A 12,068-nucleotide genomic window follows, 5' to 3' on the forward strand; every position below is an offset into this window, starting at 1 on the left:
GGAGGAGGAACCATGCGCGTCGCATTCCTGGGTCTGGGGAGGATGGGGGAACCCATGGCGCGGCGGCTGGCCGCGGCCTTCGACTTATCCGTGTTCAACCGCGACGGGGCCAAGGCCGCGCCGTTCGGAGCGCTGGGCGCGCGCGTGGCGGCCACCGTGCGCGAGGCCGTGAGTGATGCCGAGGTCGCCGTGACCATGCTGGCGGACGACGCCGCGGAGGAATCCCTCAGCTTGGGCGCCGACGGGTTGATCGCCTCGCTCCCGCCCGGGGCGGTGCACGTCTGCATGAGCACCATCGGCCTCGCCGCGTCCGACGCCCTGGCGGAGGCCCATGCCGCGGCGGGGCGGGGATTCGTGGCCGCGCCGGTCTTCGGCCGCCCGCCCGCGGCGGCTGCGGGCCAACTATGGATCCTGGCCGCCGGTCCTGCGGAGCAGGTGGCCCGGTGCGGGCCGCTGTTCGAGGCTCTGGGTCAGGGCGTGTTCCCGTTGGGCGAGCGGGCCGCCACGGCCCACGCCCTGAAGCTGGCGGGGAACGCGCTGCTCGTCACGGTGGTGGAAGCCCTGAGCGAGGCCTTCGCCTACGGGGAGAAGGCGGGCGTGGCGCCGGAGACCACGTTGAAGATCCTCAACACGGCGCTCCTGAAATCGCCCCTGGCGGAAGCCTACGGCGGCGCCGTGGTGAAGGGCGCCTTCGATCCCGCGGGCTTCGCCCTCCGCCTGGGACTGAAGGACGTGGATCTCGCCCTCCGCGCCGCCGAACTCCTGGGCGCTCCTCTGCCCGTCGCGGAGGTTCTGCGCGACCGGCTCCGCACTGCCGTGGCCAAGGGCTATGGCGACCAGGACCTGGCGGCCCTCTCCCGCATCAGCCGCGAGGACGCTGGGCTTTAGCGCTGTCATGCCTGAAAACAAAAGGTCACCACCAAGACACCAAGGCACCAAGAAAAGCTTTTTTCAGTTCTTGGCGTTCTTGGCGTCTTGGTGGTGATCTTTCATCCCAGCCGCACGGTCCGCTCGCACCGCGCGGCGAGGCCGGGGTTGTGGGTGACGAGCAGGGTGGTGGGGCGCAGGTCGGCGTGGAGGCCCAGGAGGAACCCGAAGACCTCTTCGGCGGTGGCGGGGTCCAGGTTGCCCGTGGGTTCGTCCAGGAGCCACAGCGCGGGTTTCCTGACCAGGGCCCGGGCCAGCCCGGCGCGGGCGGCCTGGCCTCCGGAGAGCTGGCCCGGAAGGCGCTCGCCGAGATCCCCCAGGCCCACGATGGACAGCAACTGTCCGATCCAGGCCTCCCCTTCCGGAGACACGTTACCTTCGATGAGGAGGGGCATCCGCAGGTTCTCGCGCACGGTGAACTCGGGCAGGAGGTGGGGCTGCTGGAAGGCCAGGCCCACGCGGCGGCGGCGGTAGAGGGCCCGGGCCTCGGCGCCTTCGGGAACGGGCGAGTCGCCCACCGTGATCCCGCCCTCCTCCCAGTGGTCCAGGCCCGCGATGCAGTTGAGGAGGGTGGTCTTCCCCACGCCGGAGACGCCCACGACGGCGCAGAGGCTGCCCGCCTCGATCTCCAGGGAGAACCCGTCGAAGACCGGATGCGCGTTCCCGGGATAGGTCTTCCTCAGGTCTCGGATGGAAAGGCTCTGTCCGATCATTCGGCCCTCAATGCGTCGACGGGATCCAGCGCGGCGGCCTTCTTCGCCGGATAGCGGGCCGCCAGCCACGAGACCAGGAGGGGCAGGGCGCCCACCAGGAGGACGTCCAGGAGCTTCAGCCGGAAGGGCATGTAGGTGATGAAGTCGTAGACGGCGGCGGGCAGCTTGACGAGGCGGAACCGGTCCAGCACCAGGCACAGCGGGACGCTCAGCCCCAGGCCCCAGGCGGTGCCCACGGCCCCGATCCGGAGGCCCTGCAGCTCGAACAGCCGCTGGATTTGCTTCGGCGTGGCGCCCAGCGCCAGCAGCACGCCCAGGTCGCGGCGCTTCTCCGTGACCAGCAGCACCAGAGACGCCACGATGTTGAAGGCGGCCACCAGCACGATGAGGCTGAGGACGGCGGCGAAGGCCCACTTCTCCACGGTGAGCGCGGCGAAGAGGGCCTTGTTGGATTCGCGCAAATCCGTGGCGTGGAAGGCGGGTCCCAGGGCCTCGATCACCCGCGGCTTCACGGTCTCGATGGCGTCGATGCTGTCGGCGCGGACCTCGATCATCTCCGCCCGGCCCTCGGAGCGGGCGAGCCGCATGGCGTCCGCCAGGTGGATGAAGGCCCACGATTTGTCGTATTCGGAACTGTGGCTGTAGAAGGTCCCGGCCACGCGGAAGGCCGCCAGCTTGGGCTGCTGGCCCCCCAGGCCCAGTTCCAGGCGGAAGACGGCCAGTGCCGCGGTGTCGCCGATCCGCAGGCCCAGGCGCTGGGCCAGCTCCTGCCCGAGGATGATCTCGCCCTCCCGCAGCTGGCGGATGGGCGTGGGCTTCAGCGAGTCGAAGATGCTGGAGGTCCCCTCGGCGGTGGCGGGATCCACCGCCTTCACCACCACCGTCTCCGGGGGCTGGTCGCTGTCGGGGCGGCGCAGGAGGCCCTTCTCCAGGCGGATGGGGGAAGCCGCGCGGACGCCGGGGACGGCGCGGACGGTCCGTAGGGCGGCCTCGGTGTCCGGGATGTCGCCCGCCAAGTGGAACACGGTGAAGTGGGCCGTGGCGCTGAAGAGGGTGGCCTGGATCTCCTCCCGGAAGCCGTTCATCACGGCCAGGGTCACGATCATGGCGAAGACGCCAAGGGCCGTTCCCCCCCGGGCGAACCGCACCATGATCCGCACGAAGGCCCCGCGGCGGTGGGTCTTCAGGTAGCGGTCGGCGACGGTGCGTTCGAACGAGGACATGGAGCCAGGGTAGCCGGTCGGACTCAGCCCAGCCCCAGGTGCGCCTCCAGGAGGCGGCGGAAATCCAGGTCCAGGCCGTAGGGCTTCACGAGGATCTGCGCCACGCCCGTCTGCCGCGCGCCCACCACCAGTTCCGCGTCCACGGAATCCTCGGCGAGGATCACCGGCGGCATCTCCTCCTCCATCCGGCGGCGGAGGAGGGAGGCCAGGGCCAGGCCCTGGACCTCGGCGACGCCCCCGTCCACCAGGATCAGGTGGAGGCCGGGCCGGTCCAGGTGATCGAGAAGGCCCGTGAGGGTGTCGGCGAACAGGATCCGGCCGTAGCCGTCCTCCGTGAGGAAGGCGGCGAGCTCGTCCCGGGCCGGGCCGGCGGGCATCGCCAGGAGGATGCCGCGGGTCCGCTTCTTCACGCGGAGCAGCGCCTGGGAGCGCTCGTCCGGGGGCGGGGGCTCCTCCGCGGTCGCTGCCGGTGCGGGGGGCGGTGGAACGGGGGCCGCCGCAACGGGCGGTTCCGGCGCCGGGGGCAGGGGAGCGGGGGCCTCGGCGGCGGGCGCTGCTTCGCGGACGGGAGGGGCTTCCTTCTTGGCGACTGGGCGGGCTTCCTCGGGCTCCCGGGGCGGTTCCGGCGAGCGGCGGGCCTTGGGGGGGACGGCGGTGGGAATGGCGCCGGCGCGGCTGGCCACCAGGGCCTTGATCGGGGCGAGCAGCGCGTCCTTCCCGGATTCGAACGCGATGCCCACCAGCAGTCCCTGGCTGGCGTCGAGGTAGGCCACCCTTCCGGACAGCTCGATCGGCGGGCACTTGGGCAGCTTGGAGAGCTTCACCAGCATCAGTTCCTGGCCGACGGGCATCAGGTTCGCCCCCAGGTGCATCTTCCGCTGGGTCTTGACCTCCATGGCGCGGTCCACGCGGATGCAGACGCCCCCTTCCGACACGTTCTCGATGGGGCCGCTGATCCCCACGCCGTCGAACAGGCTCATCAGGGCCGTGGCGGTGGCGCCCTCGCGCGCGTTCAGGCGGGCGCGGGGCTTCTTGCGGCGCTCGGCCAGGGCGATGGCGGCGGGGAGTTCGACGCCGGCGGTGCCGGCCTTGGCCTCCAGCAGGCGGGTGGTGGCCTTGAACCGCAGGCCCTCCAGAACGAAGACCAGGCTGAGCTCGGCGCCCTTCTCGACCGTCAGGGGGCCCTGGAGGTTGATCCCGACCCGCTCTTCCGTGACCGAGGTGACGAGGCCCGGAACGCCGCGGCCGTTGCGGTCCACCACGCTGATGGGGGTCCGAACGCGCTGGAGATCCTCCAGATAGGCCAACACCAGCTCGGAGCCCTCCGAGGACTTGGATTTTTTCAGCCCGAAAATGGCCATGCGGGGGTGGCTCCTGTCTGTTCCATCGACCTGAGGGCCGGGGGCTTGATTATTGCCGGTCGGCACGGCAGCTTTGCCTCATGACCGAAAATTCTCCCCGCTGTCTGCTCATCGCCCGCCAAGGGGCCGAGGACCGGGAGGAGGGCATCGAGGATCACCTCCTGGAACTGGCCGAACTGGCGCGGAGCTGCGGGTTCGAGGTGTGGGCCCGGCGGCGCCTCCGGCGGTCGGTCATCGCGCCGCGGACCTTCTACGGCTCCGGGCAGCTGGAGGCCCTGGCGGAGGAGGCCGCCCGCCAGGACGTCCGCCACCTGATCTGCGATGACGAGCTGAGCGGCAGCCAGGTGAACGCCATCGAAAAGCTGACGGGCCTGATCTGCCTGGACCGGACGGGGCTGATCCTCAGCATTTTCGAGCAGCGGGCCCAGACGCGGGAGGCCAAGGCCCAAGTGGAGCTGGCGCGGTGCGAATACGAGCTGCCCCGCCTCAAGGGCGCCTGGACCCACCTGGAGCGCCAGGGCGGCGGCGTGGGCCTCCGCGGCGGGCCGGGCGAGACCCAGATCGAGGTGGACCGCCGGATGATCCGCACCCGCATCAGCCAGCTCAAGCGGGAGCTGACCCACCTGGAGCAGGTGCGGCAGACCCAGCGCCAGGGCCGGCCGAAGGGCCTCCCCCGCGTGGCCCTCGTGGGCTACACCAACGCCGGCAAGACCAGCCTCCTGAAGGCCCTGACGGGGGAAGGGGAGCCCCGCGACCTGCTGTTCGCCACCCTCGACACCACCACCCGCAAGGCCTGGCTGGGGCAGGACGTGGATCCCGAGACGGGCGAAGGCTCCGGCCCCAAGCACTGCCTGGTGGCCGATACCGTGGGCTTCATCCGCAAGCTCCCCCATCAGCTGGTGGCGGCCTTCCGCAGCACCCTGAGCGAAGTGCGGACGGCGGATGCGCTGCTGGTGGTGGCCGACGCCGCCCATCCGGACCTGGAGGACCACCTGCGCGTGGTGGGGGCCACTCTCCGGGAAATCGGGTGCGAGCCTGACGGGGGCGAGGCCCAGCCCCGCCTTCTGGTGCTCAACCAGGTGGACCGCCTCCACCGCCCGCAGAAGCTGGATCTGAAGAAGCGCCACCCGGGGGCCGTGCAGGCCTGCGCCGTGGAAGGCGCCGGGGTCCAGGAGATCCGCGGGTGGCTGCGGGAGCTGATTCCCGGCCCGCCCCGGCCGCGGGATCTGGAGGCCTGGGAACTGGCCGAGCCCGCGGCGGTGTGAAGTCCGCGTCTGGACAACCGAACACGGTGTGATATAAATCGTTGCTTATGCAACTAGATTCTTTCTGGACTTCCGCTAGCCTTCCCCACCTGATCACCGCCGTGAAGAGCCGCATGCGCCAGGTGGCCTTCCGTCGCCTGACGCCCTTCGGCCTGTCGCCCCAGCAGTACCAGCTCCTGATGGCCGTGGCCGAAAAGGACGGGCGCTGCCACGGCGATCTGGCCCGCTGCACGTGGATGGACAAGCCCACGGCGACCCGCATCCTGCGCACCCTGCAGGATCGCGGCCTGATCCGCGCCGAGGGCGATCCCGCCCACCGCCGGAAGGTTTTGTTCCGCCTCCAGCCCGCGGCGGAGCCGCTGGTGCAGGAACTGCAGGATTTCCGCCGGTTCATGCGGGAAGGGATGGAGCGGGGGTTCGATGCTGCCGAGCGGGCGCGGATCCGCGAGATCCTCGGCGCCGTGATGGGCAACCTGGACCGGATGGAAGCGGAACTGATCGATGCCGCTTCGACGCCTGAGAGCGCAGGGGAGTAAGCCGCCATGTGGATCGTCCGCCTCGCCCTCCGCCGTCCCTACACCACCGCCGTGATGTGCCTGCTGGTGCTCCTCATGGGCGTCCTGTCCGTCCAGCGCATGCTGGTGGACATCTTCCCCAGCATCGACATCCCCGTGGTGGCGGTGGTCTGGCAGTACAACGGCCTCAGCCCCGAGGAGATGGAACGCCGGATGGTGACCATCAGCGAACGGTCGCTGTCCACCACCGTCAACGGGATCGAGCGGATCGAATCCCAGAGCATCCAGGGCGTCGGCCTGATGAAGGTCTACTTCCAGTCCGGCACGGATATCGGGGCCGCCATCGCGCAGATCTCCGCCGTGAGCGGCACCGTCCTCCGTATCATGCCGCCGGGCGCCACGGCTCCCGCCATCATCCAGTTCAACGCCAGCAACGTGCCCGTGGTCCAGCTCAGCGCGCGCAGCGACAAGCTGCCGGAACAGCAGGTCTTCGACTACGCCACGAACTTCATCCGCCTGAAGCTGTTCACGATTCCCGGCCTCACTACGCCGCTGCCCTACGGCGGCAAGGGGCGGCAGGTGTCCGTGGACCTGGATCTCGCCAAGCTCGCGGGCCGGGGCCTGGGGCCCGCGGACGTGGTGAACGCGCTGTCGGCGGAGAACGTGATCACGCCCGCGGGCACCGCCCGGATGGGCACCCGCGAAGTGCCGGTGGTGACGAACTCCAGCCCCACCACCATCGCCGCCTTCAACCGCCTGCCGGTGAAGGTGGTGAACGGGGCGCCCGTGTTCCTGGAGGACGTGGCGCGCGTCTACGACGGCTTCGCCGACCAGACCAACGTGGTGCGCATCGACGGGAAGCGGGCCACGTACCTCGCCATCCTGAAGAAGGCCGACGCCTCCACGCTGGCGGTGGTGGACGCCGCCAAGGAGGCCCTGCCGGCCATCCAGGCCGCGGCGCCCGAAGGCCTGGAGCTGAAGTTCGACTTCGACCAGAGCCACTTCGTGCGGGCGGCCATCCAGGACGTGGTGAAGGAGGCCCTGATCTCCTCCCTGCTGGTGTCGGTGATGATCCTGCTGTTCCTGGGCTCCTGGCGCAGCATGCTGATCGTGTGCACCAGCATTCCCCTGGCGGTCCTGGTGGGCCTGATCGGGCTGAAGCTGACGGGCCAGACCCTGAACATCATGACCCTGGGCGGGCTCAGCCTGGCGATCGGCATGCTGGTGGACGACGCCACGGTGGAGGTGGAGAACATCCACCGCAACCAGGCCATGGGCAAGCCGCTGACGGTGGCCATCCTCGACGGCGCCAGCCAGATCGCCGTGCCCGCCATCGTGGCGACGCTGGCCATCTGCATCGTGTTCTTCCCGGTGGTCCTGCTGGTGGGCCCCGCCAAGTACCTCTTCACGCCGCTGGCGATGGCCGTGGTGTTCTCCATGCTCGCCTCCTACGTCCTGTCCCGGACCCTGGTGCCCACCATGGCCCGGATGCTGATGGGCCACGACCACCCCGAGCCGGAGAGCTTCGTCGGCCGGTTCAACGCCTGGCGCGAGCACTGGCTGGGTCGCCTGCAGGACGCCTACGGCCGGGCCCTGGACCAGGTGCTCCATCACCGGGTATTCGTCCTGATGGTGTCCATCGCGTTCGTGGTGGTCAGTTCGGGCCTCCTGTTCGTGATCGGCAAGGACTTCTTCCCGGCGGTGGACGTGGGCCTGATGAAGCTGCACGTCCGCGCGCCCACCGGCCAGCGGCTGGAGGCCACCGAGCGGCTGGTGGCCGGCGTGGAGGCGGAGATCCGCCGCACCATCCCCGCCGCGGAACTCCGCTCCGTGAACAGCAACATCGGCGTGCCCAACGCCTTCAACCTGGCCTTCATGCCCAGCGACAACGTCACGAGCCAGGACGCGGACATCTTCGTCTCCCTGGCGCCCGAGCACCGGCCCACGGCGGAGCACATGCGGGCCCTCCGCGCGGTGCTGCCCAAAGCATTCCCGGGGACCAGCTTCTACTTCCAGCCCGCGGACATCGTGAGCCAGGTGCTCAACTTCGGCGTGGCCGCGCCCATCGACGTCCAGATCGAAGGGCCCAACCTGGTGGCCAACTCGGCCCTCGCCCAGCAGCTCAAGACGGCGATCCAGGGGATCCCCGGCGCCGTGGATGTGCGCGTCAAGCAGGTGGTGGACGCCCCGGCCTACCGGCTGGACGTCGATCGCCTCCGCGCCGCGCGCCTGGGAGCCAGCCAGCGGGACGTGGCCAACGGCCTGCTGGTCTCGCTGTCGGGCAACGGCCAGCTGGCGCCCTCCTACTTCCTGAATCCCGCCAACGGGGTCAACTACACGGTGGTGGTGAAGACGCCCCTCGCCGGTGTGGATTCGCCGGAGAAGCTCCTGGCGACGCCCTTCGGCCCTCCGGGCGCCGCGGCGCTCACCCAGACCGATCCCTTCCGCTCCGCGGGTCCCGCCGCCCAGCCCCAGTTCGGGACCCTGGCCAGCATCGCCTCCCTCCAGCGGGTGAGCACGCCCAGCGAGATCACCCACTTCACCGTCCAGCGCGTCATGGACGTGATGGCGAACGTGGATGGGCGCGACCTGGGCAGCGTGGTGAAGGAGATCGAGGGCAAGATCCGCGGCCTCGGCAAGCTTCCCGCCGCGACGCGCATCCGGATCCGCGGCCAGAACGAGGTGATGACCGAATCCTTCCGGAGCCTGGGCGGCGGCCTCATCATCGCCATCGCGCTGGTCTACCTCCTGATGGTGGTCCTGTTCCAGAGCTGGCTCGATCCGTTCATCATCATCACCGCCGTCCCCGGCGCTCTGATGGGCATCCTGTGGGTGCTGGCCCTGACGGGCACCACCCTCAACGTCGAATCCCTGATGGGAGCCATCATGGCGGTGGGCATCGCCACCTCCAACGCCATCCTGATCGTCAGCTTCGCCAACGAGGTCCGCGTAGCCCGGCCGGAGCTGAGCGCGTTGGAGGCCGCCTACGAGGCCGGGCGCGTGCGCCTCCGCCCCGTGCTGATGACGGCCCTGGCGATGATCATCGGCATGGTGCCCATGGCCCTGGCCCTCGGCGAGGCGGGCAGCCAGAACGCGCCTTTGGGACGTGCGGTGATCGGGGGCCTCGTGATGGCCACCTTCGTCACCCTGTTCGTCGTCCCCGTGGTCTACAGCCTCCTGCGGAAGAAGCCGCCCACGGCCCACCTGCTGGAGAGTCGGTTCCAGGAAGAGCAGCAAGGGAGTGAAGCATGAGCGAGCGCGCGGAATCCCCCGCCTTCAAGCGGGGCGGCATCATCACGGTCCTGTTGGCGGCCGGCGGCGTGGCGGCCCTCCTGGTGGCCCAACAGGCCAGCCACCGGCGGGAGGCGAAGGAACTCCAGTCCGCCGCCAGCGCGGGGCCCCTCGTCCGGACGGCCAAGGCCGTTCTGGAAGGCGGCGACCGGGGGCTGGTGCTCCAGGGTGAATCCCTGCCCTACGTGAGCACCACCCTCTACGCCAAGGTCAGCGGGTTCCTGCGGAGCATTTCCGTGGACAAGGGCTCCGCCGTGGCCAAGGGCCAGACCATCGCCGTGGTGGAGGCGCCGGAGACGGACCGCGACATCCAGGCGCTCCAGGCCGACGCGGACAACAAGCGCCGGAACGCCGAGCGCTCCCGCGCCCTGGGCAAGGACGGGCTGTTGAGTCCCCGGGATGCGGAACAGGCGGAGGCGGACGCCCGGGTGGCCGAGGCCAAGCTGGCCTCCGAAGTCACGCTGAAGGGCTACGAGATCGTTCGGGCGCCCTTCGCCGGCGTGATCACCCAGCGCTTCGCGGATCCCGGCGCCCTCATCCAGAACGGCGGATCCACCAGCAGCGCCCAGCCCCTGGTGAGCCTCGCCCAGGTTGACCGCCTGCGCGTGACGTTCTACCTGGACGCCTCCGTGGCCGCGGCGGCGCGGGTGGGGACGGGCCTGGACGTCCGCCCGGTGGATCATCCCGAAGTGGTGCGGTCCCTCACGATCGCCCGCCTGAGCGGCGCCCTGGATCCCAAGACCCGGACCCTCCTCGCGGAGGCGGATCTGGACAATCGGGACGGCGCGTTCCTGCCCGGGGGCTTCGTCCAGGTGACCCTGAAGGTCCAGGCGGCGCCCCGCCTGACGATCCCGGAGGAAGCGCTGACCCAGCGGGACAACCGCGCCCTGGTGGCCGTCGTCCAGGCCGACGGCCGGGTGCGCTTCCAGCAGGTTCAGGCGGGAACGCCCGAAGGCCAGAAGGTCCGCGTGCTCCAGGGCCTGAAGGAGGGCGAGGTGGTCCTTCTCGATCCGCCGCCGGCCCTGAAAGACGGCGATCGAGTGCAGGTCCCGCAGAGCTAGCTGTCACCCTGGGGCGATCGAACCCCGGGCGATGATGCCGATCTCCCTCCAGCCTCCTCCCCAGCCTCCGGCCCTCATCGGGCCGGAGTCGGTCGTCGAGCTTCCGATGTATCCGGGCTCGGATCCCATGATTCTGGCGACCTACCGGTGGGTGCTTGCCCATTCGCCCAGTCTCCGGGAGGTGGTCCGCCGGCTGGCGCGCGCGGACAAGAAGGCCCGCTTCCGGCTCGTGCCCGGACTGGGTGATCGGTACGACTTCCTGATCACGCCGACGCCGGTGGATTACGAGATCGAGATCCAGGTCCCCATCCTCGGGTGGACCCGGTGCGAGGACGCCCTGGAGCCCTGGATCGCCAGTTCCCTGTTCCTCGCGTTGGAGGTCGTGGAGAAGGAGCGGTACCGGGACCGCAGCGCCCGCGGCTATCTGGCTTTCCTGGATGGTTCCCTTCACGGTTCCTTCGTATTCCAGCGGAAGGTGCGCCAGGAACTCCAGGCCGTCGAGGCCGAGCGCCTGAAGGACCTTCCCGACGGGCCGGGGCTCTACCGCTCCGGGTTTCGGCCGTCCCCCCAGTGGAACCGACAGCGGAGGGCGCTGCCGGACGGGGTTCCGCTTTCCGCGGAGAAGTGAGGTCAGGCCTTCTTGTCGATCCCGCCCATGAGCCCGACGGTGCCGGCCAGCCCCACCGCCAGCAGGATCCGCAGGAAGAACAGGTTGCGGCTGAGGCCGTGGGCCCGGTTGTAGGCCACGCGATCCGCGTGGTCGGGGGGCAGGGTCTCGATGGGCGCGGCGATGCGCGCGCGGATCGCCCGGATCTTCGGGGTGACGATGGAGGTGCTGGCCAGGCACATGAGCAGCGCCACCAGCCAGGCCGCGCTCCACAGGCGGAGGGGACCGATGAGGTCCTCCTTCACGTCGGCCATCCAGCGGGCGCCCCAGCTCAGGCCCGCGAGGGCGAAAGCGCCCCAGGCCAACCAGTCCAGACGGGCGACGATCAGCCCGGCGATCCGGCCCGCCAGGTCCCGGCTGGGCAGTTCCCGGAACAGCAGGGGAGCGCAGATTCCGAAGCCCAGGGCCGCGCCCGCCCACAGCAGGAGGAGGCCGGCGGAGGCCCGGTCGAGGCGGCGGAGGGAGCGAGCGATCATGGCGTCCTCGGAAGGGAAGCGGCGGCGGACGGCCCTACTGCCACTCGTTGTACGGGACCCCGTCCTCGCTCTTGTCGGCGGAGCCGCTGCGGACCCGGAAGATGCCCACTTCGGAGTCGGGGTTCTCGGGATCGGGGGGTTCGAACTCCGTCACCCACGTGTCCCGCGACCGCGTCATCGGATCCCAGGGAATGTCGCGGAGGTAGCCCAGCTCGCGCAGGGCGTTCAGCGTCGCGGGATATTTGCCGCGGTCGGCGCGGTACTGCTCCAGCGCGTGGTTGATCTGGAAGAGGTTCTCCTTCAGCACCGCCTCCCGCGCCACCAGCGTCTTGTGGCGGTAGCCGGCCAGGCCCACCGTGGCCAGCAGGGCCAGGATGGTCATGACGGTCAGCAGCTCGAGAAGGGTGAAGCCGCGCTGGCGGGAAGGGACGCGCATGGAATCACCTTACCTCAGTCGGAGGCTCGGAACCGAAGCCGCGCGGGCCGACGGGCGACCCGCGCTTGACCCGGGAGAGGCTGCGGCGGAATGATGGCAACCGATGGCCTAATCAACAAAAACACGTTGGACA

General features: G+C 70.1%; 11 protein-coding genes. 6 read left to right on the top strand and 5 right to left on the bottom strand.

Annotated elements, in window-relative coordinates; all coding sequences use genetic code 11:
* Positions 1-12: 12 nt before the first annotated feature.
* Positions 13-888, top strand: a complete 876-nt coding sequence (locus tag RAH39_RS02115; protein WP_306591153.1) for an NAD(P)-dependent oxidoreductase — start codon at positions 13-15, stop codon at positions 886-888.
* Between the two features lie 101 nt (positions 889-989).
* Here RAH39_RS02115 and RAH39_RS02120 read toward each other — a convergent pair whose 3' ends face one another.
* Genes RAH39_RS02120 through RAH39_RS02130 form a run of 3 tightly spaced genes read right to left on the bottom strand, consistent with a single transcriptional unit; the run spans position 990 to position 4,224 of the window.
* Positions 990-1,640, bottom strand: coding sequence for an ABC transporter ATP-binding protein (locus RAH39_RS02120; RefSeq protein WP_306591154.1), 651 nt, complete (start codon positions 1,638-1,640; stop codon positions 990-992).
* A complete protein-coding gene (locus tag RAH39_RS02125; protein ID WP_306591155.1) occupies positions 1,637-2,863 on the bottom strand; it encodes an FtsX-like permease family protein in 1,227 nt (408 codons plus the stop codon). Before RAH39_RS02125 ends, RAH39_RS02120 begins: the two co-directional genes overlap by 4 nt.
* A gap of 23 nt (positions 2,864-2,886) precedes the next feature.
* Entirely contained in the window at positions 2,887-4,224 is a 1,338-nt protein-coding gene (locus RAH39_RS02130; RefSeq protein ID WP_306591156.1) for a response regulator, read from the bottom strand.
* A gap of 80 nt (positions 4,225-4,304) precedes the next feature.
* Here RAH39_RS02130 and hflX point away from each other — a divergent pair, with 80 nt between their 5' ends.
* From hflX to RAH39_RS02155, 5 genes are all read left to right on the top strand, one after another.
* The gene (hflX, locus tag RAH39_RS02135) at positions 4,305-5,489 is read left to right on the top strand and encodes a GTPase HflX (protein ID WP_306591157.1); all 1,185 of its coding nucleotides are present in this window, start codon (positions 4,305-4,307) and stop codon (positions 5,487-5,489) included.
* A 113-nt stretch (positions 5,490-5,602) separates the two neighbouring features.
* Entirely contained in the window at positions 5,603-6,025 is a 423-nt protein-coding gene (locus RAH39_RS02140; RefSeq protein WP_306591158.1) for a MarR family winged helix-turn-helix transcriptional regulator, read from the top strand.
* A 6-nt stretch (positions 6,026-6,031) separates the two neighbouring features.
* Positions 6,032-9,256 carry an efflux RND transporter permease subunit gene (locus RAH39_RS02145; protein ID WP_306591159.1) on the top strand — a complete coding sequence of 1,075 codons (3,225 nt, stop codon included), beginning with the start codon at positions 6,032-6,034 and terminating at the stop codon, positions 9,254-9,256.
* Positions 9,253-10,356 (top strand): efflux RND transporter periplasmic adaptor subunit, encoded by a 1,104-nt coding sequence (locus RAH39_RS02150; protein ID WP_306591160.1) that lies wholly within the window; start codon positions 9,253-9,255, stop codon positions 10,354-10,356. The genes RAH39_RS02145 and RAH39_RS02150 overlap by 4 nt, the downstream gene beginning before the upstream one ends.
* Positions 10,357-10,390: 34 nt before the next feature.
* Positions 10,391-10,984 (top strand): hypothetical protein, encoded by a 594-nt coding sequence (locus RAH39_RS02155; protein ID WP_306591161.1) that lies wholly within the window; start codon positions 10,391-10,393, stop codon positions 10,982-10,984.
* A gap of 2 nt (positions 10,985-10,986) precedes the next feature.
* On the opposite strand, the gene RAH39_RS02160 is transcribed toward RAH39_RS02155, so the two are convergent.
* On the bottom strand, positions 10,987-11,499 hold the full coding sequence (locus tag RAH39_RS02160) for a DUF4149 domain-containing protein (protein ID WP_306591162.1): 513 nt from the start codon (positions 11,497-11,499) through the stop codon (positions 10,987-10,989).
* Between the two features lie 34 nt (positions 11,500-11,533).
* On the bottom strand, positions 11,534-11,935 hold the full coding sequence (locus RAH39_RS02165; protein ID WP_306591163.1) for a type II secretion system protein: 402 nt from the start codon (positions 11,933-11,935) through the stop codon (positions 11,534-11,536).
* Between the last annotated feature and the right edge of the window lie 133 nt (positions 11,936-12,068).

The organism is Geothrix sp. 21YS21S-4, assembly GCF_030845995.1.
Classification (GTDB): domain Bacteria; phylum Acidobacteriota; class Holophagae; order Holophagales; family Holophagaceae; genus Geothrix.

Bases quoted from the DNA above. Each gene is read 5' to 3' on its own strand.
- RAH39_RS02115 (WP_306591153.1), top strand. From the start codon at position 13: ATGCGCGTCGCATTCCTGGGTCTGGGGAGGATGGGGGAACCCATGGCG.
- RAH39_RS02120 (WP_306591154.1), bottom strand. From the start codon at position 1,640: ATGATCGGACAGAGCCTTTCCATCCGAGACCTGAGGAAGACCTATCCC.
- RAH39_RS02125 (WP_306591155.1), bottom strand. From the start codon at position 2,863: ATGTCCTCGTTCGAACGCACCGTCGCCGACCGCTACCTGAAGACCCAC.
- RAH39_RS02130 (WP_306591156.1), bottom strand. From the start codon at position 4,224: ATGGCCATTTTCGGGCTGAAAAAATCCAAGTCCTCGGAGGGCTCCGAG.
- hflX (WP_306591157.1), top strand. From the start codon at position 4,305: ATGACCGAAAATTCTCCCCGCTGTCTGCTCATCGCCCGCCAAGGGGCC.
- RAH39_RS02140 (WP_306591158.1), top strand. From the start codon at position 5,603: ATGCGCCAGGTGGCCTTCCGTCGCCTGACGCCCTTCGGCCTGTCGCCC.
- RAH39_RS02145 (WP_306591159.1), top strand. From the start codon at position 6,032: ATGTGGATCGTCCGCCTCGCCCTCCGCCGTCCCTACACCACCGCCGTG.
- RAH39_RS02150 (WP_306591160.1), top strand. From the start codon at position 9,253: ATGAGCGAGCGCGCGGAATCCCCCGCCTTCAAGCGGGGCGGCATCATC.
- RAH39_RS02155 (WP_306591161.1), top strand. From the start codon at position 10,391: ATGCCGATCTCCCTCCAGCCTCCTCCCCAGCCTCCGGCCCTCATCGGG.
- RAH39_RS02160 (WP_306591162.1), bottom strand. From the start codon at position 11,499: ATGATCGCTCGCTCCCTCCGCCGCCTCGACCGGGCCTCCGCCGGCCTC.
- RAH39_RS02165 (WP_306591163.1), bottom strand. From the start codon at position 11,935: ATGCGCGTCCCTTCCCGCCAGCGCGGCTTCACCCTTCTCGAGCTGCTG.